Raw genomic sequence first — 23,123 nt, forward strand, 5'->3', positions numbered from 1 at the left:
CACGCAGGATGCATGGTGATTTTGCGGCTAATGTTCTCATTCATGACGCGTATTCGGTTTTTGATAACCGTTGTCATTTGTAGATTGGTCTGCGCACCGGCATAATGCCCGCCGCCCACATCATTGCAGAGTCTAGGGAGTCAGCTTGACTACGCCTGTCGAACCCTTGCGTTTGCTGTTACTGGCCGAAGAGCCAGCGTGGACAGCGCTATTGCGCGAGTGTCTGGCGCCAATGGGGAGCGCGGCAGTGCTGATCAGCGCACCGAACTGGGAGTCGGTCAGCCGTTTGTTCGAAGACAACCGCAACGCGGTACTGTTGACCCTTCCTGCATTACAACCGGCGCCGGGCCGTTGCAGCCTGCCGACGGTGTTGCTGCTGGAGCACGAACCGGTCACCGCGCCCGTTGGCGTCAGCGACTGGCTGGTGTTCGATGCCCTCGACGCTGGCATGCTCCGTCGTTGCCTGCGCCACGTTCGCGAACGCGGCGTACTGGAGAACACTCTGCAGCGCCTCGCCGAACAGGATCCGTTGACCGGTATCGCCAACCGTCAGGGCTTTCAGACCTTGCTCGCCGCGCGCCTGGCGGAAAACGACGGACGAGGCCTGGCCCTCGGGCATCTCGACCTCGACAACTTCCGTCACGCCAACGACGCCCTAGGTCATCAGGCTGGCGACCGCTTGATCCTGCAAGTCGTTGCGCGGCTGAAAGGTCAGCTGGAGGCCGGTGATCAACTGGCGCGCCTGGGGAGTGACGAATTCGCCCTGCTGATCGACACCCGCCGCGCGCCGCAACGCGCCGAGTGGATGGCCGAACGCATCACCGAAGCCCTTGCCGAACCCTACTGGGTCGACGGCGAAAGTCTGTTGATCGGTTCCAGTCTCGGCATCGCCCATGCCCGCGCGCAGGGTGGCGCCGACCCGTTGATGTGGCATGCGCACATTGCCATGCAGCAGGCGAAAAGCACGCAGGGCTGCACCTTTCACATCTTTAACGAACGCATCAACCGCAACGCGCGGAGCATGGCCGACCTCGAAAGCGAACTGCGCCGGGCCTTGCGTCGCGACGAGCTGGAGCTGCATTACCAGCCGCGCCTGAATATCGAAGACGGCCAGATCGTCGGCCTCGAAGCCTTGGTGCGTTGGCGCCATGGTGAACGCGGGCTGCTGCCACCCAGTGAATTCGTGCCGCTGGCCGAGCAGAGTGGCTTGATCGTGCCGCTGGGTTACTGGGTGATTTCCAGGGCCCTGCGCGACATGCAGGCCTTGCGCGAGCGCGGTTTGCCGGCGCTGCACATGGCGATCAACCTGTCGTTCCGTCAGTTTCAGGACAGCCAGTTGCTGCCGACGCTCAGCCGTTTGATCGCCGAACGTGGCGTCGAGGCGCAGTGGCTGGAGTTTGAACTGACCGAAACCGCAGTGATGCGCCGCAGTGACCTGGTCAAACAGACCATGGACGCCCTCGGCCGCCTCGGCGTGCGCTTCTCGCTGGACGACTTCGGCACCGGGTTTTCATCGTTCGTGCACCTCAACAGCCTGCCGATCGCTTTGCTGAAGATCGACAAGAGCTTCGTCGGTGGCATGGAACAACGCGAAGAGAACCGCAAACTGGTGCACGCGATGATCAACCTCGCGCACAACCTGCATCTGGAAGTAGTGGCTGAAGGCGTGGAAACGACGGAGCAACTTGAACTGCTGCGCGGGTTTGGTTGCGATCAGGTGCAGGGGTATCTGATCAGCCGGCCGTTGCCGTTGGCGGAACTGGTTGAATATCTCACCTTCGGCTCAAGCCAACAGCCAGCGCTTGAAATCGTGAGCTGAACACAATCTCCGGGTTAGGCATTAATCCCTGTGGGAGCGAGCCCGCTCGCCAAAGCGGTGTGTCAGGCAAAGATGATTTGACTGACCGATCGCATTCGCGAGCAGGCTCGCTCCCACAAGGTGAAACTCATTCAGGCTGAGGGATGTTGAAGCCCCGAGATTGCGGCTCACGCCGAATCATCCGCTTCATCTTCCACTCGAACGCCAGCGTCAGACTCACTGCCGCACACGCCAGCCCAAGCGCCAACCCCCACCAGACACCCGTCGGCCCCCAGTTCAGGTGAAACGCCATCCACCACGCCGCTGGCGCACCGATCAGCCAATAGCAGCCGAGCCCGACCAAAAACGTGGTCTTCGCGTCCTTGAGCCCACGAATGCAGCCCATGGCAATCGTCTGCGTACCGTCGAACAGCTCGAACCACGCCGCTACCGCCAGCAGGCTCACGGCCAGTTGGATCACCTCGGCAAACGCCGGATCGTTATGGTCGAGAAACAAGCCGATCAACTGATTCGGCAGTAGCCAGAACACCATCGCAAACCCCAGCATCGCCACTGCGCCGAACACGATCCCGACTCGCCCGGACATTCGCGCATCAACCAATTGCCCAGCGCCGTAATGCTGACCGACACGCATGGTGATGGCGTACGACATCCCCGCCGGCACCATGAATGCCACCGACACGATCTGCAAAGCAATCTGATGCGCGCCCAGTTGCGTGCTGCCCATGGTGCCCATGCACAGCGCGGCGAAGGCGAACAGCCCGACTTCCACCGCGTAGGTGCCGCCAATTGGCAGGCCGAGGCGCCACAGCTCCTTGAGGTACTGCCGGTTCGGCCGCGACAACCCTGCGCGCAATGGATAAGCGTCGTACGCCGGATGCCGATGAATGTGCCAGGCCAAGGCCAGCGCCATGCAGTTGGCAACGATCGCCGTGACCAGACCGATGCCCATCAAGCCCAGTTTCGGCAGGCCGAACATGCCGGTGATCAGCGCGTAATTAAGCAGGAAGTTCGCCACTGTGCCGACCAGGCTGATGACCATGACCGGCGTCGCCCGGCCGATGGCACTTGTGAAGCCGCGCAGGGCCATGAAGCTCAGATAGCCGGGGAGGGCGAACGGCAGGGCAATCAGGAATTGCCCGGCGGCGTTGACGTTGGTTTCAGTCTGGCCGAACAGCAGCAACACCGGTTTCAGGTTCCACAACAGCAGCCCGGCACCCAGCGCCATCAGCCACGCCAGCCACAACCCGGCCTGGGTCAGGCGTGCGGCGCCAATAATGTCGCCCGCGCCCTTGCGGATCGCTACCAGCGTGCCGACCGCCGCTATCACGCCAATGCAGAAAATCGACACGAACGAGTAAGTCGCGGCGCCCAAGCCGCCGCCGGCGAGCGCCTCAGGGCTCAGACGCGCCATCATCAAGGTGTCGGTCAGTACCATCAACATATGCGCCAACTGCGAGGCAATCAACGGCCCCGCCAGCCGCAGGATGGCCCAGAGTTCAGTACGCACAGGATGCTGCATGGTCATCACCCGCCATCAATAGAGGGAACAAGAGACCGTCGATTCTCGGCGCTTGGAAGGGATTGCACAAAGGGATAAAAAGGATGGCTGGCATGATTAAAACTCATCATGAAAGAATTCTGCTAAGTTGGCCGTATCCCGCTACAGGAGCTTTGTGCATGTCCCGTCGACTTCCTCCGTTGTATGCCCTGCGCGCATTCGAAGCGGCAGCGCGACATAGCTCGTTCACCCGTGCGGCCGAGGAACTATCCATCACCCAGAGTGCGGTGAGTCGGCACATTCGAACGCTTGAAGATCACTTCGCCTGTCGACTGTTTCATCGCAGCGGACGCAATTTGCAGCTGACCGAAGCGGCGCGCCTGCTGTTGCCGGGCATCCGCGAAGGCTTCACAGCGCTGGAGCGCGCCTGCAACACCTTGCGTGCCGAGGACGACATCCTGCGCATGAAGGCGCCATCGACCCTGACCATGCGCTGGTTGCTGGCGCGCTTGAGTCGCTTCCGGCATTTGCAGCCGGGCAACGAGGTGCAGTTGACCAGTGCGTGGATGGACATCGACTCGGTGGACTTCAACGATGAGCCGTTCGACTGCGCGGTGTTGCTGAGCGACGGCCATTTTCCGCTGGACTGGGAGGCCAGCCTGTTGTTTCCCGAGGAACTGATCCCCGTTGGCGCGCCCAATCTGCTGCACGATCAACCTTGGGACGTGACCCGACTGGCGGCTGCCGAGTTGCTCCATCCGACCCCGGATCGCCGCGATTGGCGCAGCTGGCTGGAACACATGGGGTTGGCCGATCAGGTGTCGCTCAAGGGCGGGCAGGTGTTCGACACGCTGGAGTTGGGGATGATCGCTGCGGCGCGGGGTTACGGCGTGTCGATGGGCGATTTATTGATGGTGGCTGAAGATGTGGCGCAAGGCCGCTTGAGCCTGCCGTGGCCTACGGCTGTCGCCAGTGGCCTGAATTATTACCTGGTGTGGCCCAAAACCCGTCCGGGAGGTGAACGTTTGCGTCGTCTCAGCGACTTCCTGCAAGGCGAGGTCCGCGCCATGGAACTGCCGCCAGTTGCGCGCTTGAGCTGAAACGTTAGAGCCGCCACAATGCCGGCCTTGTGCCATAACCCTGCTATTCGCTCAAGTATTTGGCGCTGCCGCCGAATACGTGCATGTGGAACCGTCGTGCCGGTGTCCACGAGTGACCCCCAACTATTAGAAAATTATCCGAGTCGAGATCAAGGAGGATCCCGTGGCTCGGCCAGGAGCTGACCATGTCTCAACCTCGCGCTCGGATCGCCTCGCAGCTGGGCCTCGCGCTCGCTGTGATACTGGCGATTGTCATCAGCGGCAGTACAGTCTTTGCCTTGCGTTCGCTGGATAACGCCAACCTTGCCACCCGTGAAGAGCACCTGGCCAGTGAGGCTCGGCTGCTGGCCGACCAACTGAGCACCTTCCACGGCACGTTGCGTGAAAGCACTCAGCGCTTGAGCGGTTTGTTCGAGAAGCGCTTCAGCGCCGGTTTGAGCATTCACCCGAGTGAGCCGGTAACGGTTGCCGGCACCCAGACCCCGGGTCTGCACCTGGGCAGCGAAGTGTTGAACAACAACTTCATGGAAGTCGACGAGTTCACACAAATGACGGCGGGCGTTGCCACACTGTTTGTGCGCAGCGGCGAAGACTTCGTGCGGGTCAGCACCTCCCTGACCAAACAGGATGGCAGCCGCGCCATCGGCACCTTGCTCGATCATGCGCATCCGGCCTATGCGAAGTTGATGGCGGGGCAAAGCTACGTCGGCCGAGCGTTGCTCTTTGATCGTTCTTACATGACCCAGTACACCCCGGTGCGCGATGGCAGCGGCAAGGTGATTGCGGTGCTGTTCGTCGGTTTCGATTACACCGACGCGCAGAACGCCCAGTTCGACAACCTCAAGCGCTTCCGCATCGGTCAGACCGGTTCGCTGGCCCTGCTTGATGAACAGAACAAATGGCTGGTTGCGCCAGCAGGTGTGCAAGCGCTTGATCAAGCGATCCCGGTGATCGGCGGCATGTCCAAAACGCCGGGCAAAGGCCATTTCTGGAGCGACAAGTCTGAAGACTTCTACAGCGTTTCGGTGCCCTTCGACGGCGGGCCTTGGGCGGTAGTGGCGAGCATGCCGAAAGCCGAGATTCGTGCAGTGACCTGGAGTGTAGGCACGCAACTGGCCATCGGCAGCCTGCTGGCGATGCTGCTGGCGGTTGGCTCTGTGGTTTGGTTGCTGCGCAGCAAATTGGCGCCGTTGAGTGACCTGGTACGTCAAGCCGAGGCCTTGGGGGCCGGTGATCTGAGCGTGCGTCTGAACGTGTCGAGCAACGATGAAATCGGTCAGCTGTCTCGCGCCTTCAACCAGATGAGCCAGGCACTGTCGACCATGGTCGAGCACATCCGCCTCGCCTCGGAAGAGGTCAACAGCCGTGCCCAGGCGCTGTCCGGTTTGTCCGGCGGCGCGTACGAAGGCATGGAGCAACAGTCCGGCGAAATCACCAGCATGGCCGGTGCGGTTGAAGAGTTCAGCGCGACGTCGCTGGACATTGCCGACAACATGGGCGCAACCCAGCGCCTTGCACAGGAAAACGCTCAGCAAACGCAGATCGGCCGCAGCTCGATGGAAGAAGCTTCGTCTTCTCTGGAGCAGATTGCTGGCGCCCTGAACAGTACCGCAACAGTGATCAACACTCTCGGCCAGCGCTCCCAGGAAATTGGCGGCATCGTTGGCGTGATTACCTCGATTGCCGAACAGACCAACCTGCTGGCGCTCAACGCTGCGATTGAAGCGGCCCGTGCCGGTGAACAAGGCCGCGGCTTTGCGGTGGTGGCTGATGAAGTGCGCAGCCTGGCCTCGCGCACCCGTCAGGCGACGGATGAAATTTCCAGCATGATTCACAGCATCCAGCAGGAAACCGGCAACGCAATCAGCACCATGGAGCAGGGCAACGTGCTGATGCAGGAAGGCTTGTCGCGTAATGCCAACGTTGCTTCGGCACTGGCGCGTATCGATGAGCAGAGCCGCTCGGCGGGGCAGCAGTTTGCGGCGATCACGACGGCGACTCAGGAGCAGAGCAGCACGGCGACCTTGCTCAGCAGCAACCTGCAAAGCATTGCGCTGGCCAACAGTGAGCAGCGTGAAGTTGTGTCGAACCTCGCGGTCACTGCCAAAGAGCTGGAGAAACTGGCGGCGGACTTGCGTTCCGAGGTTGATCGCTTTCGTTGATGCGCCACTGAAATAGCTTCGCGAGCAGGCTTGCTCCCACAGTTTTCTGGGTGGCTCACAAATCTTGTGAACATCCGAAAATCCCGTGGGAGCGAGCCTGCTCGCGAATGCGTCGCCGCCGATATGGCAGATCACCCTGTATCTCCTTCATTCGTACTTGCTGAAACGTTTCCGCAGCGCTATAAAAATGGCACAACTCCAATAAAGGCTGCTGCCATGACCCCGCTCAAACTTGTCGCCGCACTCGGCGCACTGTCCGCTGCCTCCCATGCCATGGCTTGGGATTACGTCCTCCTCGACACTGACAAACCCGCGCAAAACTGGACCGTCACCAGCGAGCAACTCGGCGTGAAAACCGACAAGCCTTTCTCTGTGAGCCTGCGAACCTTGCACGGTGGGCGGCAGGAAGGCGTGAGCATTGTCGACATCGATAACGGCACGATGAAACTCTCGGTGGTGCCAACCCGTGGCATGAATGTCCTGCACGCTTCCGTTGGCAGCGTGCGGATGGGCTGGGATTCGCCGGTCAAGGATGTGGTCAACCCGGCATTCATTGAGCTCAATGGGCGCGGTGGTCTGGGCTGGCTGGAAGGTTTCAACGAGTTGGTGACCCGCTGTGGCTACGAATGGGTCGGCCATCCCGGCATGGACAAGGGTGAGCTGCTGACCCTGCACGGACGCGCCGCCAACATCCCGGCCAGTACCGTCACGTTGCATATCGATGAAAAGCCGCCCTACGCCATCAGTTTGCGCGGCGAACTGAAGGAGCAGGCGTTCAAGAAAGTCGACTTTTCGGTCGTTACTGAACTGGTCACCGAGCCTGGCAGCGTGCGTTTCGCACTCAACGATACGTTGACCAACAACGGCGATTATCCAAAGGAATACCAGGCGCTGTATCACAGCAACTTCAGTACGCCATTCCTCGAACAGGGCGCACGCTTTGCTGCACCGGTAAAACAGGTGTCGCCTTTCAACGACAAGGCCAAGGGCGATTTGGCCGACTGGCAGACCTACCGCGCCCCAACCAAGGACTACGACGAAACCGTCTACAACGTCGTGCCCTATGCGGATGCCAAAGGCGAAACCCTGACCGTTTTGCACAACAAGGTCGGTAGCCTCGGTGTCTCTGTCGGTTTCAATACCCGGCAGTTGCCGGTGTTTTCCCTGTGGAAAAACACTGACACCCAAGGGCAGGGCTATGTCACGGGACTGGAGCCGGGCACCAGTTTTTCCTACAACCGCCGCTATCAGCGTCCGCTGAATCTGGTCCCGACCATTGCACCCAAGGAACACAAACAGTTCCAGATCAGCTACAGCCTGCTCGCGGACAAAGCTGCCGTGGATAACGCCTTGAAGCGAGTAACCGAAATCCAGGCCGGGCGTGAAACCGAAGTGCGGCAAGCGCCGCTGGTCGATCTGACCGAGCATTAAGGCGTCGCCGGCCGGTATTGCAGCGCTTCGGCCAAGTGCTCACGTCTGATTGCATCGACTTGCTCAAGGTCTGCCAGTGTCCGGGCAACCTTGAGCAACCGATGTGCCGAGCGAAGCGATAAAGTCAGCCTTTCGCAGGCTGACTCCAGCCAGGTTTCGTCGGCTGTGGATAACTTGCAGTGCCTTTTCAGTCCAGGCAGATCGAGAAATGCATTGGCGCAGCCTTGACGCTTCAGCTGCCGCTCACGCGCCTCGGCCACCAACGCCGCGGCGCTGGCGCTGTCCTCTCCCGGTTTCACTTGCGGGTTCAACGCCGTCGCTTCCCGCGCCACCGTCAGGTGCAAATCGATCCGGTCCAGTAACGGCCCCGAGAGCTTGTTGCGATAGCGCTGCACCATGTCCGGCGTGCACGAGCATTTGCCACTCGGCTCGCCAAGATATCCACAGGGACACGGGTTCATCGCCGCCACCAACTGAAACCGTGCCGGGAAACGCACACGATCCTTGGCCCGGGCAATCACGATATGCCCGGACTCCAGCGGCTCGCGCAGCACCTCCAGCACCTTGCGATCAAACTCCGGCAACTCGTCTAGAAAAAGCACGCCGTGGTGGGCGAGGGTGATTTCGCCGGGTTGTGGTTTTGAACTACCGCCGACCAGTGCCGGGCCTGACGCCGAGTGATGCGGCTGGCGAAAGGGGCGCTGGGGCCAATGTGTCAGTGGCACGCCGCTGGCGACGGATTGAATCGCCGCCACCTCCAGCGCTTCGCATTCGGGCAAAGGTGGCAGTAGCCCCGGCAGTCGACTGGCCAGCAGCGTCTTGCCTGTCCCCGGCGGCCCGGTGAACAGCAGGTTGTGCTACATTACACCTACGTCAAATTTCGAGACTGCCATGTCGACCCCGCGCACAAAGGCATACAGCTACATCCGCTTTTCAACACCAGAGCAAGCAAAGGGTGATAGCTATCGCCGTCAGCGGGCCGCAGCTGAAACGTACTGCATGCAAAACGACCTTGAGCTAGTCAAAGACGAAGGCTATCTGTTTTTTGATCGGGGCAGGTCAGCATATAAAGGCAAGCATCTGGACGATACGAGCCAACTTGCGCGGTTCCTGAACTATGTCCAAGATGGCGTTATTGAGTCAGGGTCGATCTTGATTATCGAAAGTCTCGACAGGCTGAGTCGCGAGCATGTAAGAGCCGCACTGCCTAGGTTTTTGGATATTCTGGGTAGTGGTGTCCAGATATACTCGGTGTCTGATAATAAGTTGTATAGCAAAGACTGGGATGAACGGGATCTACTCATTGGTATTTTCCAGATGAGTCGTGCTCACAGCGAATCAAGTCTAAAAGGCGAGCGTGTAAGTAAGGCCTGGAAGCAAAAGCAGAAGGATGCACGTGAGACTAAAAAGCCTTTAGGGCAAGCATGTCCTTATTGGTTGAAGCTTGAAGGTGGCAAGTATGTCGAAATTTCGGAGCGGGTTGAGGTAATTAGGGAAATCTTCAAACTTGCGGTGTCCGGTCACGGTCATCGTGCAATCGCAAAGATACTCAACGCTGACAATGTGCCTATATTCGGGTCATCAAGCCGAAATGCATCAGGCGCCTGGGGTAGTAGCTCGACTGGTAAAATACTTTCCAATCGGGCCGTCTTGGGTGAGTACCAACCGACCGGCCTGATTGACGGTAAGCGCGGGGCGCTGGGTGAGCCCGTACTGGGTTTTTTTCCAGCAGTCATTAGCGAGGATTTATTTTTCGAGGCTCAATCTGCTCGTACAACGCGGAATGTCTCAAAGGCCACGAAGTCAGCCGCAAACTTCAATTTGTGGCAAGGACTCGCCAAGTGTTCGCTTTGCGGTGAATCCATGCATCTGGTAAACAAAGGTTCACCGCCTAAAGGGGGTAAATACTTGAGATGTTACGGAAGCGCTAAGGGCCGGTGCACAAACAAGATTGTGCAGCTTGTTGGTGCTGAACGTGCATACATGGAGATCTTAGCCAAGGTTGATAGCTTGAGTCTTGTTCAGGATTCACAAAATAAAATTCGAAAAGAAATTGCAAAGATTGATCTCCAGCTAGATTTGGTTAAAAAACGCCAAGCTGAGATCGAAAGCCAGATACAAGATGTAAGCGGAGAGCTTCCTGGTTTTGTAATTCAAGCGGCCTTGCGCGTTGACCAAGAGTTAAAAGAACTAAAGAATAAAAGAAATGAGCTAAAGCGTGATTCTCAGCGAGAAAAAATTATAAATAAGGCTGATTTTTTCTCGAAACTTGATCTCATAAGTTTTGAAGGGCGAGCTAGAGCAAACTATTTGCTAAAAGCGCTGAGGGTGCAAGTTCGGATCGAGCGCCAGGAAAACACCGTGTATTACGCGGTTGAAGCGGACAGTGTCCTGACTTTCGTGATGAAGCAGGTTTCCGAACTGATTGAATACTACCCGTACACCGGAGAACTGACTGAAATATTGCGCAGTCAAGGTGATGATGGCGCCTTTGCAACGATGCATTCAGGCATGGTTGCAAGGGCATTTGAGCTGTTTGAGCTTGTCCGAGAGCAAAGCCGAATAGAATCCATGCTTGCTAATAAAACAGTGCCGAAGAAGATATAGCTTGCAAATACGCTTCGCCGCTTTACAACTCGACAAGCAATTGCTTTACACCTGCCGCCGTGCAGAATCGCTCTACGGCGGTCAGAGAGCGCCATAGGCGCTTCTCTTCTCTCCTGCTGCGCACTGGTAACCAGATAGTGCCTATTCGCCCTTCTAGGGCCCAGGACGGGCCTTCACGAACGGCCCGTAACTCTTTTAGCGCGTTGTTTTCGACAAGCGTGCTCAAGATTTCTTGATCAATCGTCTTCTTCGTCATCTGGGTTAATCCAATCCTCGTAGGCGATATCGAGCGAGGTTCCGGCTTCTGAGCCAGTGTGTTTGGCGCTGGCTAATTGTAGCGACAGCCAGGTTTCTAAAACGTCGCGTTGGTAAGGGCAGGGAATATACGCTTCCAAATCATCCGCCAGATACTCTAAACGCTCCTGCGTGCTCATTTCCGCGTGACGCTTATTCATAACGATCTCGGTGTGCATCCTGAGGCCTCCGGCCATTGGTGAGGACGTGCATCGTATACCAGAATAGTGGGTTCTGGTAGTCCGGACACCCACATTCTGGATAAAGCTTTATTCTGAAAAAGGCTCTAGTACGAGGGTGGCAAGGAAGGCTGGCACTTTGCTATTCTCATTGCCTTTTTGACGCTCTTCCCTACGCATGGTCTCCCCACATAGCAAGGCAAGGTCGCCTGCCGGCAGCGGGCGCCTACCAGCCAGCGGGCGTTGCCCACTGACCGACAGCCACCTCACGACTACCCAGATACTCTATATGGGTATACATATTAATTATCAGAAAACTAAAATCGGTATACCGTGTCGGCATACCGATTGGTTTGATCTTGATACATGGTCGTATACCCATATATGATCAATCGGTATGTGGTGATACCATGATTGTATGTAGACAACCATGGGAGACTGCCAGCATGCAGATTCGCGAGCTTAAAACGGTGTATCAACTGATACGCACGACCTACGACGAGACGAAGAAACGCGGTGTTGAAAAAATGCTTGGTAGCTTCCCTAGAGATGCGCTCGTCATGCCTGAGCAAGTTAAATCGGCACTCAACGAGAAGGAGTTCAAGCAGCTTGAGGACTGGTTTCAAGCTCGTGAAGACAAGAGGAAGAAAGAGGTAGAGGACATGAAGTGGAGCCGTAAGCTATACCAGCTTCGTTGTGCTGCGCTGGTGCTTTCCGAGTTCCGTGATGCGCTTAAAGATCAGGAAGTAGTGAAGGAGTTTACTGCCAAGCATGCCAACGAGCTCTGGGCTGAACTTGACGCTACACGTAGTGACTTACGCAAAGCCGGGTACGCCAAACCAAAGGCTGAATTGCGGTCAAACCGAGCGTACACGAAGCCTTAGCTATCGAGCTCTAGAGATTTTTCGACCAGGTTGTATGATAAATTCAATATGATTGCATGAGTGTTTTTGATTAGTCGTGCGTGGCGCCGATTATTTATATCTTGGCACATACTCACTTTTAGTTAATCGATGCCTAGGCAATAAAAACCACAGCATGGCCGGGCGGGGCGAGTTCGCTGCTTCGCCGTTTCGGCGGCTAGCTGTCAGCGGCTCAAGCGCATCCGCTGCGCAGGTCACGCGTCACTGCGTCCATCCCTGACCTACCTCCAGCTTCTAGAACCGTGGCAATTCGTGTAACAGTTGCCATAGCAGCTATTGAGATTCGGGTTGTAGATGTTCAATGTTGTTGAGTCTGCACCTTCAAGCGCCGCTGCAAGCGTGCCTACGTCGATTTTCAGCGGTTTATCGTCGAGTTTCATTGCCGCCGCAAGGTCGTTGAGATTTGAATCGACCAGAAGCGAGAGGTCATGTTTTTCGAGCAAAGCCTTGGCAGAGTTTTTGGCCTTAAGTGAAGACTTCGACGAAATGACATTAACACTCGCATTTGCATGTGCCATGGTCGCGGCAGCGGCTATAACAGCTGAAGTGATTGCTGCATGGAATTTCATTGATGGGCTCCAGGTCGAGAGGAATAAGGGTTAGCGGACATAGCCGTCATCCGAGCGCTGCGGGTGCTTCTTGATCGACTTAGGGGTCTGCCCGTCCCCGTCTCCATCATCCCCTGACCCACCTGTTAGGGCGTTTGTCGCGGACTGGATCAGGCTGACAAGAAGTCTTAACAGCGCTTCCAGCACGTTTAAATCAACCTTTCTCGCTTTGTTGTATTCGGGATCTTCATCACCGTTATCGAAGTCTTGAATCTTGCCGACACCTGCTCGACCTAATGCAGTCCATACCTGCGGGTGAACTTCTGTTTTTGAAATCAAAACGTATTGCCCACTGGGTTCCATAGACAAAGAATCATATTCTTTTGAAATTGCAGCGTTAAGCCGTTCACTTTCGTTAAGCTCAAAGCTTTCGTGGTATTTCACATATATGTCGTTAAATTGCTTTTTCTGCGCTTGAGTTAATCTTACAAAGTCCGCCATGTTGAGCATCTCTCTTATTGTTGTTTTAGCTTATTGTCATTAAGTACATGGAGCAATGCACTGTTCAACAGTGCTTCACTTCTAAGATTAGATTTGTATTGATCTAGAGCCAGTGAAATCTCCACGGCCTTCATTTCAGCGCTTTGGCGCTGTGCCTCAGCCGGTGGTACATAACTGTCAGTACAACTATTTGTTATTGCACATATCCACTTTTTGCTACCGGAGTGCTTATCGTCGTACTGTTCATAAAGCTCCACCCGACCAGGTGCGCGCACACCGTTAATCAGCGTGCCATGTTGAGCGACCTGGATTGCATCAAGACTGCCTCTATTCTGTTCGCGTGAATTTTCCCTTCGCAAATCGTGCACAAGGGCTCTAGCATGCTCAGGCGAGCCGGGGACAAGTCCGGTGACTTGAGGTACTGCGATTTTTACATTAGCTGCAAGGTCGTTTTGCAGTTGCAGAGCCCTGTATTCATCAGCAGTTAGCGCTCCTGATAGCCATAGCTTGGAGTCACGGCACTTACCAGCGAGCTGGTCGCACTCATCCATAATTTCCGTTGCGGCTTTGTTGTTAGCATCGTTAACGTCCTGCACGTTCGTTTCGAGGGTAGTGTTCATGATGCCGCCGCCTGTAGCGACTGAATAACGCTTAGCGCGATTCTTGGACAGCTGCTCTATCTGATTGAGTTCAGCGCATGCAGCATCACCTAGGCCATCTGATAGCGTTAATGTGCCGCAAGCATCTCTTGCTGGTTGTGCACGTTCTAGCTGCTCGAGGTTCTGTCTTTCCTCTTTTCCCTTGTCCAGCCGCGCCGTGGTGTTTGCAAATCCATTATTTATTGCGTCAACACCCATCTCTGCTGTATTGCCAATAGCTTCCAACTGGGCAGCATTAAGAACAAAGTTTTTACCAGCTTCCACAGTTCTATTGAAGTTGTCGAAATATTTTTGCTTAAACGATGCTTCATCACTTACCAAAACTTCAGCAAGGGAGAACGGAGAAAGTACCAGTAAAATCAAGGAAACTGTGATTTTTGGTGTTCTCATATTTGCCCGTCCTTTCTTGTTATTTTGGCTAATATATATGAGAGGCAACAAAAAAACACTTGAATATGTGTTGTCGCGGGTGGTGGAATTAAAGCGAACAAGGCTCCTCGGCAGGTTGTCTACGACAACTTCCCGCCTTGTAAAGGGCTTTGCCCTTTAATCCCACTGGGGTTCCCCCAGACCCCTGGTCAACATCAAACACACGAAGAAGGTGTACATATGTCAGAAGCAGCAGAAAGGCCCTGGGTGCAGTTGCACACGCTTATCCCATCGTGGGTTGGGGCCAAGGCCAAGCGCGACGCCAAGGCCGCAGGAATGAGCCTCAGCGGCTATGTGGGTGCCCTGATCGAGCACGGCCAGGTCGTGACGGCAAAAGACGACTTGAGACCGGTGTTGCGCGAGCTTAATGCCTGGCTGGGCAGGTGGAACTCAAATATCAACATGCTTACCAGGCACGCAAACATACATCAGGAAGACACAGATGCGGATTTGTTGTTGATTCGATTAAATGATATTCGCGAAGAGGCGCGGCTTATATCACATAAGGTAAACAGCCTACAGCCGATGCCAGGTAGGAAGCGCGCACATGATTAATGGACTGGCAATGCAAACCACGGGCGCGCAGAAAGCTGTTGATTATCTGACTGGTGATGAGTATTACGACAAGGAGTCTCTAGAGTGGAAACAAAGAGACCCGGCGCCGGTTGTCCTGGAAGGCGACCCTAAATCATTTGTCCAAGCGTGCGACAGCCTGACTTTTAAAAACAAATACACGTCCGGCGTACTTAGTTTTAGCCCGGAAGAAACAGTATTAATAAATGCTAATCCGGGACTTAAAGACAAAATATTGCAAGACTTCAAAAGCTTTGCTTTTGCAGGCATTCCAGAAGATTGCAGGAATATGCTTGCAGTTGAACACACGCATACCGGGCGTTTAGAAATACATTACACAATTCCCAGGGTTCATCTTGGCAGCGGTAAATACTGGAATCCTTTTGAGCCAAATTATGTGGGCAAGCGTGGTAAGGGTAGTGACTACAAGTTTAGAGAGCAGAACGACGTTTATGTAGATTATGCGTGCAATAAGTTTGGCTTGCAAAACCCCAGGGATTTGTCAGTTGCGAGAGATATAAAGATAAATCCTTTTGATAAAAATGCACAAAGCAAAAGAGAGATACATAAGGCTGTCGCCGATTTAGTCAATAGCGGACATATTACCTGTAGGGAAGATATAGAGAAGTTTTTTGTACAGGCTGGCGGGGAAATAACAAGACATTCTGATGAATATATATCTGTAAAGTTTGGCGATCAAAAGTCCATGAGATTTAGAGGTGGGATTTATGACAAGAGTGAATTTAGCGGGGCTGCAATTAGCGAAAGAGAACTACAAGAAGCAAAAAGACCGACAGCGGAATCTATTGGACGAGAATTCAAGAGAGTCATGGAGGAAAGAACGGACAGAGTCGAAAAGCGTCATGGCGAAGCAGAAAAATATGTTGATTCAGACAAAACAGCAGATAACGAGTTTGAATCAGACATTAGCGCAGACGCAGACGCTATTAACGAAATCGACAAAGCGGCTGAAGATATTCCAGATCTTAAGTCTAGTGTTGGTGATTTTATTAGCAGTAATAGCGACGCTATAGAAGACTACAAGCAAGCAACTATCGGTTCGGGCGTTGAAGCGTCAGACGTTGCAATTGCGCAAACTGATGATCCAGTGGTCAGGTTTTTTCAGCAACAATTCAAGGCGCAGGCGCAGCGCCTGGAGCAACAAGCAATTACAGCAGCTAAGCAGCGCTGGGCAAATCATAAGTTACCGGCAGGACACGACAATTTACTAGCTGATAGCGTCGGATCTATCTTTAAAGCAATGCTTGGCACGCGTACTGGTGTTGATATTGATCGCCCTGGTCGTGCTTATACGCGCACGCAGTTGCACCAGGACGCAGCGAAAGTCTCTGAGTCAACGCAGGAACGGGCTGTACTTCTTGAAGTTGAACGTAAAAAGATGATTCAAGACGCCTTGACGAGTGCTCAACAGAGGCACCAGATCGAGCAGGACGATCAGGCGGCTCGACAAAAACAGGATGCCGGATATGTTCCGACATGGAAGCGCAACGGCCATGACCTTGATGATCAAAATAACGGCCCCAGGCCCGGTGGGCGCTAAAAAAACCGATTAACTCAGAAGTGACGAAAATATTTTTCTTTCTAAAACCCCAGTAAATTCAACTAAAAAAACAGGTCTGTTTAATTGACCTCGAAATACCATTTGCGTCACTACTGACTGAGTCGTAATCTGTCAGCAGTGACCAATTATTGGGTGTTTTATGAAAAAAATTGTTGTACACAAAGCGAGATCTGGAGCAACCAGACAAGCTGAATACGCCGTCCGCATGCGCGCGGAAGGATATAAGCAAAGAACACTTTGGCTTACAGCAGAGGAATCTCGCCAGGTTGACGATTTGCTGAATACCATTAGGCATGGTGATAGCCATGAGTGATGATAATTTCGTCCTCGACAGCCTGCAACGGAGCGCGCTTAAAACAACACGTGAAAAAATGTTGAAGAGCGACTTCGCTAAGATGCTTTTCGGCTTTCGTGAAGGGCATACAGCACAACTCGTAAAATGGTCAGAAGGTTATAGGTGCGTTCCAAATTCTATCTTGCGCAGTGCCCTGTTTGGAGCTATCGGTAGGGGGGAGCGTGATATCCACTTAGCCACACCTATAGCAACTCTCAAAGGTGTGAGCGTCATGCATGGCGGGCCGCAACTAGATCAGGCGGATCTCGATGTCTGGGAGCAGTGCTTACATCTTTCACGAAACTCAACACTTGGGCAAAGCTTTGAGGTCTCAGCTCATCCATTTCTTAAAGCAATTGGACGAGATACTGGAAAGTCTCAAAGAGAGTGGCTTAAGGGGTCTTTTAAGCGTCTGCTTGAGTCAACTATTGAGGTGAAGGATGGTAGTCTATTTTACGCCGGCCATCTTATCCATGACTACTTGCGTGATGAAGAGAAGGGTCTATATTACATTACAATGAATCCTAATATTATTAATTTATACGGTGATGGCGGATGGACGCTCTTGGAACTAAAAGATCGACTTGCTCTTAAGGGGCATCCGCTAGCTCAGTGGTTACATGGGTTTTATTCGACTCATGCTAGCCCCTTTCATTATAAGGTTGAAACTATTCATAGACTATGTGGGAGCAAGTCTAAAAATGTTACGGACTTTAGAAAGGACATTCGGAAAGCGTTTTCTTTTATGAATACCGCTATCGGATGGAAGGGTGAAATTAACGATAAAGGCCTTATTACGGTGATCCGGCCACTTACCGGTGCCCAGAAGCGTCATTTGCGTGGGAAAGTGCCCGAGTAACGTAACCGTCTGGCCAACTCACCTCTCAGCACACAGATCAGCTCAGACAAGAACCGGTCGCAGGTATACCCATTGAATAAGCCTGTATCTGACGTAGGTCATGCGGAGCTTGTCAGCGGGTCGCAATCGACGATGGCTTCATTGTATACTTCTGCTTCGCATACCCTTGAGCTACAGGAACATCAGCATGACTGTACTCCAAAAGATCTACTGGCAGCCTACGCCGCCTTAGCGCTACGCCCCCTCGCAACAACCTGCTTCCGCTAGCCTCGCTCGCGGGTGCGCACTGCTGTACGCGTGGTTTTACACCTTAAGCGCACAGCAAAAAAATCCTCAAAATTTGAATTTGTATCGATTCGCTCGCCATTCCCTTGGCGTGCGCGATGCTTTGCCTTGGATATTTCTATGCTGCAAAAACTTAGACAAACGTGGTTTTCCAACGTCCGTGCCGACGTGCTCGCGGGGCTGGTGGTCGCACTCGCGTTGATCCCGGAAGCCATCGCCTTTTCCATCATCGCCGGGGTAGATCCCAAAGTCGGTCTCTACGCCTCCTTCTGTATCTGTGCTGTCATCGCCTTTGTCGGCGGGCGCCCCGGAATGATCTCGGCGGCGACAGGCGCCATGGCACTGCTGATGGTTACGCTGGTAAAAGAGCATGGACTCCAGTACCTGCTGGCCGCGACTCTACTATGTGGCGTACTTCAAATCCTTGCCGGCTACCTGAAGCTTGGCTCGTTGATGCGCTTTGTTTCACGCTCGGTAGTCACCGGGTTCGTAAACGCATTGGCGATTCTGATTTTTATGGCGCAATTGCCTGAGCTGACCAATGTCACCTGGCATGTCTATGCCATGACCGCTGCGGGCCTGGGAATCATCTACCTGTTCCCGTATGTACCGAAAATCGGCAAGCTGATTCCCTCTCCATTGGTGTGCATTCTGACGCTGACTGCCATCGCCATTTACCTCGGTTTGGATATCCGCACCGTCGGTGACATGGGCCAACTGCCTGATACGCTCCCGATCTTCCTCTGGCCTGAAGTTCCGCTGAATTTTGAAACCCTGCGCATCATTTTCCCGTACTCGGCTGCGTTGGCAGTAGTGGGTCTACTCGAATCAATGATGACCGCGACCATCGTCGACGACCTTACCGATACCACCAGCAACAAAAACCGCGAGTGCAAGGGCCAGGGTGTGGCCAACATCGCTGCCGGCATGCTTGGCGGCATGGCAGGTTGCGCCATGATCGGCCAGTCGATCATCAACGTTAAATCTGGTGGCCGCACCCGTCTCTCGACATTGTGTGCCGGCGTTTTCCTGCTGCTGATGGTGGTATTTCTTGGCGAATGGCTCTCCAAAATCCCTATGGCGGCACTCGTGGCTGTGATGATCATGGTGTCCATCGGCACCTTTAGCTGGGATTCTTTGCGTAATCTGAAAGAGCATCCGCTGTCGACCAACCTCGTCATGGTGGCGACCGTCGTGGTCGTCGTGGCCACTCACAACCTAGCCTACGGCGTACTGGTAGGTGTGCTGCTGGCTTCGCTGTTCTTTGCCAATAAGGTTGGGCACTACCTGGATATCAAGAGCACTCTGGAAGAGACGGAATCGCATCGGACTTACCACGTCGTGGGCCAGGTGTTCTTTAGCTCTGCGGACAAGTTCACTGAAGTCTTTGACTTCAAGGAAGCGCTCAACAAAGTCACCATCGATCTCACACAGGCGCATTTCTGGGATATCACCGCCGTCGCAGCGCTGGATAAGGTCGTGATCAAGTTCCGCCGTGAAGGCGCTGAGGTTGAAGTGCTCGGTCTCAATGAGGCCAGCGCAACAATCGTTGATCGCTTCGGCGTGCATGACAAACCCGGTGCCATCGACAAGCTCATGAGCCACTAAGGAGAACGACAATGACCCACGTAATGGCCTGCATTGATAACTCACAATCCTCATTGGCGGTCTGCGATTACGCAGCATGGGCCTCGCAACGACTCAGCGCTCCCCTGACCTTGCTTCATGTGCTGGATAAGGAAAAATATCCTGCATCCGCTGACCTCAGCGGCAATATCGGTCTCGGTAGCAGAGAACATCTACTGGAAGAGTTGGCCACGCTGGATGCGCAGCGTGCAAAACTGGCCTTGGAGCATGGGCAGCACATGCTTGAAAAAGCTCGCGAGCGAACAACCCACTCTGGCGCCATGTCACCTGATATGAAGCAGCGCCATGGCCATCTCGTCGAGAGCCTGAGCGATCTCCAAGACGATATTCGATTACTGGTGATTGGAAGAGTCGGTGAGGACAGCACGCGCAGTGCCCAAAGCCTTGGCAGCCAGATTGAAGCGGTAGTCCGAACTATCCACCGCCCCATCCTGATTACAACTAGCCATTTCAGGAAACCTGAAACGGTCATGGTGGCATTTGACGGCAGCGCTACAGGCCACAAGACCGTACAGATGCTTGCTTCAAGCCCGCTGTGCGAAGGCCTGCCAATTCATATCGTCATGGTTGGTACGGACTCTGAAGAAAACCAGAACGAACTGGAGAAAGCACGAACCACACTTGCCTCTTCTGGCCCGCTAGTGCATGCCGAGATCCGCCCAGGCGAAGTAGAGTCGGTACTGCATGCGTATCAGGCAGAGCACAGCATTGACCTCTTGGTCATGGGGGCGTACGGGCACTCACGCATCAGGCAGTTTCTGGTAGGCAGCACGACCACGACGATGCTGCGAACATCCACTTTACCCGTATTGCTGCTTCGCTGAGCCAATTCCACTGGCCACAGTATTTCCAGAACTGCGGAAATGCCGTGGCCACCCTGGACGATGACTAACTGATCTTGCCGTAACGAGACCCCATGCAACTCATAACTGAAATTGTTCACCCCGAGCTGAAATCCAAGCAGGGCAGAGTATTCCGTCGACATGCAGCACGCGGCATCGTGATGCGGGGTGAGCAGATCCTGTTGCTGTTCACCGAGCGCTATAACGATTTCAGCTTCCCTGGAGGCGGCCTTGATGGTGACGAGGACATTGTCACAGGCCTGAAGCGTGAGCTTGAGGAAGAGACTGGTGCCCGTGAAATACAGGTGCTCCAGCACTACGGTTACATCGAGGAGTACCGGCCCTACTGGAAGCCACAGTACGATCTGATGCACATGACCTCGCATTTTTATCAATGCGAAGTAGCGCCCCAGCTAGAGCTCGTGAGAATGGAAAGCCACGAAATCGCTAATGGTATGCGGCCTGTCTGGATCAACCTGCATGAAGCCATCACGCACAATGAAGCCGTTATGCAGCGTCACGAGTCTTCGATGGGGCAATCAATTCTGCGCGAAACCTACATGCTGAGAAAAGTCGCTTCCGAATTGTTGATGCCAATCAGCCTTTGAGCTGACTATTTGGCGAAGTCCACTTAGCCTGCCTCAGGCAAGCATCCAATGCTGCGGGAATAATTTGCGTGATTTCGCTCGCCCGCTGTGTCGGAAGCCGCATCAGTACATCCTTGAGATAGGCATACGGATCGTGCCCATTCATACGCGCCGACTGGATCAGGCTCATGATTGCCGCCGCCCTTTTTCCACTGCGCAGCGACCCGGCAAATAACCAGTTCGAGCGCCCAAGCGCCGACGGCCCTTTAGCGTCGGGGTCAGGAAGGTGAGTTGGCCGGACGGTTACCGAGTAACAAGCGTTGCTACGGCATCAAATTTTGGACGTAGAATCCCTGTTAATGAGCTCTTTGCCACCTGCGCTTTCCTGGTGATTTATAGCGTGTTGCCTGCGACAAACTGGCTCAAATGAACCGAGCCGCAGGCCAGCTGCGTCTCGGCCCTTGCCGGTGTACATTCCTAATCCCTCCCCCTGCGCGCTTCGCTAGCGGGGACACGGACTAGGAAAGGCTGCCTCTACCAACCTGACCACCCGCAAGCTTACTTATGGAATTTGCTGAAGCGGCTGGAAAGCGTAGCGGGTTCAATTGCCACCCAGGATTCTGGTTTTGACGTCGCACCAATCATCACCCAAGCCCGCCACAAAATTACCGCAGCAACTAAACTAGCTTCTACTGTGGCAAATACGGTCGTGTTGTACATGTAGTTGGGGCTCTCGTTCCCAAAAATATAAAGCACTGGGAAAATTGAAGCAGCCCAGCCCACGACGAAGACCAAACAGAATAGAAGAGCGGCTGTGAGAACCAGCATCAAGGGTACTGAAAGCCTTAGATTAGTAGCGAAAAACTTCTGGCCATCCTGCTTTTCTACGCCGTAGAGTACCCCGTCATTTTTCTCCTTGTCTCGACTTTTTTTGAAGATACCGTACAGCGTGGCGTTTTCGCCGACTTCCAGTTCTTCGTAAAGTTTTTTCGTCATTTGCAATTTGGGGATGACCGCTCCGTCAATACTGACGGTAGCTGTGTATCCTCCACTCTTTGGTGTGACAGACCGGACATAATCGATCTTTCCGGTGACTTTCAGGCAATCAAACTTCATTAAAACCTTTCCTTTTGGACTTTAAGAGCCGGTAGGCCATGTGGTCGATACCCGACCTGAGCCTTGGCCGTTCTAGCTGACCACGGTGATTCCAGGATCATAGGTCGGGTGGAGTGGGGTATCGCTCGTCCTGCCCGCGATATCACCTCGCCATACCCGATCCAAAATATATTGTATGGAACGGGTTCTTGCAATGTGGCTTTATCCTTGGATTTGGGGAGCTATCCCGTGGATTCGAGGGATTCACTCGCTGCGGTTCTGCGCGTAGTCAGGCGTGCCCGGAAACTCAAGGCAGAGCAGTTATCGGAGGGTGTCACTGCGACTCATGTTGCTAATCTGGAGAACGGTAAAGTCAGCGTGACTTTGGAAACGCTTGAGGCGGTGGCGACAATGCTCAACGTCAAGCCGATCACGCTGCTCGCTCTCGCAACAGGGCTTCGTACTGAAACGCCTTATGAGGTCGTTCTTCGTGATATCGAATCCGAGATTGAACAGCTGACCGCCATGGGACTGCTAAAGGAGCTCCCACAAGAATTCGAAGGTGGGCGCCTAAAGTCTCGGCCCTCAGGGGCTCAGGTTTCGCAGAAGAGGTTGGCAGCGGTGCTGGAGTGCAAGGCCGGTGGGCTTACGCAAAAAGAGACCGCCCAAAAACTAGGAATACCCACTTCTACGGTGCAGAGACACTGGCAAAAGAGCTGACAGTGCCCCGTCCTTTTTTTGCTCCTTTTGATTCGATTCAATCACCCCTGCGAATAGGGGGCATAGAGCCCCTGAAAAAAGGGGGCACAGAACCCCTGCTATGGGGCATAGCGCCCCTGAAAGGGGGGCATTGAACCCCTGCGTATGGGGCACAGAGCCCCTGATTGGCCTTCCTTCAAGTTGGCTGAAGCCCGCGTTATACGGGTTTTCCAGCGATTTCACAGAAAGTCGCTAATCATCTTTTAATCGAGCAAATCAAAATCTGAGATAGGTTGCCGCAATATAAGCAGTCCCGTGTTAGAGCCAGTTTTGGGGGCACAGGCCAGAGCCCGGCTACCAAGCCCTTCGGGCTCGGGGCCTTGGCTCTTGCAATGCTGCTATTTTTTGAAGATCGAGAGCTAAGCAACCGCCTGCGGCGAATGCTCGCTCCGCTGCGCACGATCAAG

19 protein-coding genes and 2 pseudogenes are annotated in these 23,123 nt (G+C 54.3%); 13 read left to right on the forward strand and 8 right to left on the reverse strand.

What is annotated here, in order from left to right; translation table 11 throughout:
- Positions 1–145: 145 nt before the first annotated feature.
- The gene (locus AB4P92_RS16690) at positions 146–1,819 is read left to right on the forward strand and encodes a putative bifunctional diguanylate cyclase/phosphodiesterase (RefSeq protein ID WP_395597900.1); all 1,674 of its coding nucleotides are present in this window, start codon (positions 146–148) and stop codon (positions 1,817–1,819) included.
- A 127-nt stretch (positions 1,820–1,946) separates the two neighbouring features.
- Here AB4P92_RS16690 and AB4P92_RS16695 read toward each other — a convergent pair whose 3' ends face one another.
- Entirely contained in the window at positions 1,947–3,341 is a 1,395-nt protein-coding gene (locus tag AB4P92_RS16695; RefSeq protein WP_042562248.1) for a NorM family multidrug efflux MATE transporter, read from the reverse strand.
- Between the two features lie 158 nt (positions 3,342–3,499).
- Here AB4P92_RS16695 and AB4P92_RS16700 point away from each other — a divergent pair, with 158 nt between their 5' ends.
- From AB4P92_RS16700 to AB4P92_RS16710, 3 genes are all read left to right on the forward strand, one after another.
- Entirely contained in the window at positions 3,500–4,420 is a 921-nt protein-coding gene (locus AB4P92_RS16700) for a LysR substrate-binding domain-containing protein (protein ID WP_042561730.1), read from the forward strand.
- A 185-nt stretch (positions 4,421–4,605) separates the two neighbouring features.
- The gene (locus AB4P92_RS16705) at positions 4,606–6,582 is read left to right on the forward strand and encodes a methyl-accepting chemotaxis protein (RefSeq protein WP_042561729.1); all 1,977 of its coding nucleotides are present in this window, start codon (positions 4,606–4,608) and stop codon (positions 6,580–6,582) included.
- A 216-nt stretch (positions 6,583–6,798) separates the two neighbouring features.
- On the forward strand, positions 6,799–8,013 hold the full coding sequence (locus AB4P92_RS16710; protein WP_395597901.1) for an aldose 1-epimerase family protein: 1,215 nt from the start codon (positions 6,799–6,801) through the stop codon (positions 8,011–8,013).
- Here the strand turns inward: AB4P92_RS16710 and AB4P92_RS16715 are convergent.
- Positions 8,010–8,870 (reverse strand): annotated as a pseudogene (locus AB4P92_RS16715) (YifB family Mg chelatase-like AAA ATPase); the annotation flags it as partial. The gene AB4P92_RS16710 and the pseudogene AB4P92_RS16715 overlap by 4 nt on opposite strands.
- Positions 8,871–8,904: 34 nt before the next feature.
- Here AB4P92_RS16715 and AB4P92_RS16720 point away from each other — a divergent pair.
- Positions 8,905–10,620 carry a recombinase family protein gene (locus AB4P92_RS16720; protein ID WP_042955639.1) on the forward strand — a complete coding sequence of 572 codons (1,716 nt, stop codon included), beginning with the start codon at positions 8,905–8,907 and terminating at the stop codon, positions 10,618–10,620.
- Positions 10,621–10,856: 236 nt separating this feature from the next.
- Here AB4P92_RS16720 and AB4P92_RS16725 read toward each other — a convergent pair whose 3' ends face one another.
- The gene (locus tag AB4P92_RS16725) at positions 10,857–11,093 is read right to left on the reverse strand and encodes a hypothetical protein (protein WP_020799368.1); all 237 of its coding nucleotides are present in this window, start codon (positions 11,091–11,093) and stop codon (positions 10,857–10,859) included.
- Between the two features lie 446 nt (positions 11,094–11,539).
- Between AB4P92_RS16725 and AB4P92_RS16730 the strand changes: the two genes are divergently transcribed.
- Positions 11,540–11,977 carry a hypothetical protein gene (locus AB4P92_RS16730; protein ID WP_020799367.1) on the forward strand — a complete coding sequence of 146 codons (438 nt, stop codon included), beginning with the start codon at positions 11,540–11,542 and terminating at the stop codon, positions 11,975–11,977.
- Between the two features lie 260 nt (positions 11,978–12,237).
- On the opposite strand, the gene AB4P92_RS16735 is transcribed toward AB4P92_RS16730, so the two are convergent.
- The 3 genes from AB4P92_RS16735 to AB4P92_RS16745 are packed head-to-tail and all read right to left on the reverse strand — an operon-like array spanning position 12,238 to position 14,114.
- Positions 12,238–12,585: a hypothetical protein gene (locus AB4P92_RS16735; protein WP_020799366.1), complete on the reverse strand. Its 348-nt coding sequence runs from the start codon at positions 12,583–12,585 to the stop codon at positions 12,238–12,240.
- A gap of 30 nt (positions 12,586–12,615) precedes the next feature.
- On the reverse strand, positions 12,616–13,065 hold the full coding sequence (locus AB4P92_RS16740) for a hypothetical protein (protein WP_155943739.1): 450 nt from the start codon (positions 13,063–13,065) through the stop codon (positions 12,616–12,618).
- Positions 13,066–13,079: 14 nt separating this feature from the next.
- Positions 13,080–14,114, reverse strand: coding sequence for a hypothetical protein (locus AB4P92_RS16745; protein WP_020799364.1), 1,035 nt, complete (start codon positions 14,112–14,114; stop codon positions 13,080–13,082).
- 219 nt (positions 14,115–14,333) lie between these two features.
- Here AB4P92_RS16745 and AB4P92_RS16750 point away from each other — a divergent pair, with 219 nt between their 5' ends.
- The 6 genes from AB4P92_RS16750 (at position 14,334) to AB4P92_RS16775 (ending at position 20,883) form a co-directional block, all read left to right on the forward strand.
- A complete protein-coding gene (locus tag AB4P92_RS16750) occupies positions 14,334–14,708 on the forward strand; it encodes a hypothetical protein (protein WP_042955638.1) in 375 nt (124 codons plus the stop codon).
- On the forward strand, positions 14,701–16,287 hold the full coding sequence (locus AB4P92_RS16755) for a relaxase/mobilization nuclease domain-containing protein (RefSeq protein ID WP_020799363.1): 1,587 nt from the start codon (positions 14,701–14,703) through the stop codon (positions 16,285–16,287). Before AB4P92_RS16750 ends, AB4P92_RS16755 begins: the two co-directional genes overlap by 8 nt.
- 326 nt (positions 16,288–16,613) lie before the next feature.
- Positions 16,614–17,501, forward strand: a complete 888-nt coding sequence (repC, locus tag AB4P92_RS16760) for a replication protein C, IncQ-type (protein WP_052024721.1) — start codon at positions 16,614–16,616, stop codon at positions 17,499–17,501.
- Positions 17,502–17,906: 405 nt separating this feature from the next.
- On the forward strand, positions 17,907–19,394 hold the full coding sequence (locus AB4P92_RS16765) for a SulP family inorganic anion transporter (RefSeq protein WP_020799361.1): 1,488 nt from the start codon (positions 17,907–17,909) through the stop codon (positions 19,392–19,394).
- Positions 19,395–19,405: 11 nt separating this feature from the next.
- Positions 19,406–20,257 carry a universal stress protein gene (locus AB4P92_RS16770; protein WP_020799360.1) on the forward strand — a complete coding sequence of 284 codons (852 nt, stop codon included), beginning with the start codon at positions 19,406–19,408 and terminating at the stop codon, positions 20,255–20,257.
- 92 nt (positions 20,258–20,349) lie between these two features.
- Positions 20,350–20,883 (forward strand): NUDIX hydrolase, encoded by a 534-nt coding sequence (locus AB4P92_RS16775; RefSeq protein WP_020799359.1) that lies wholly within the window; start codon positions 20,350–20,352, stop codon positions 20,881–20,883.
- Here AB4P92_RS16775 and AB4P92_RS16780 read toward each other — a convergent pair.
- Positions 20,873–21,124, reverse strand: a pseudogene (locus AB4P92_RS16780) (transposase domain-containing protein); the annotation flags it as partial. The gene AB4P92_RS16775 and the pseudogene AB4P92_RS16780 sit on opposite strands and share 11 nt — an antisense overlap.
- Positions 21,125–21,420: 296 nt before the next feature.
- Positions 21,421–21,978 (reverse strand): hypothetical protein, encoded by a 558-nt coding sequence (locus AB4P92_RS16785; RefSeq protein ID WP_042955636.1) that lies wholly within the window; start codon positions 21,976–21,978, stop codon positions 21,421–21,423.
- 228 nt (positions 21,979–22,206) lie between these two features.
- On the opposite strand from AB4P92_RS16785, the gene AB4P92_RS16790 reads away from it, so the two are divergent.
- The gene (locus tag AB4P92_RS16790; RefSeq protein WP_177326148.1) at positions 22,207–22,677 is read left to right on the forward strand and encodes a helix-turn-helix domain-containing protein; all 471 of its coding nucleotides are present in this window, start codon (positions 22,207–22,209) and stop codon (positions 22,675–22,677) included.
- Positions 22,678–23,123: the final 446 nt, after the last annotated feature.

It is taken from the genome of Pseudomonas sp. A0308, assembly GCF_044218815.1.
Lineage (GTDB): Bacteria > Pseudomonadota > Gammaproteobacteria > Pseudomonadales > Pseudomonadaceae > Aquipseudomonas > Aquipseudomonas iridis.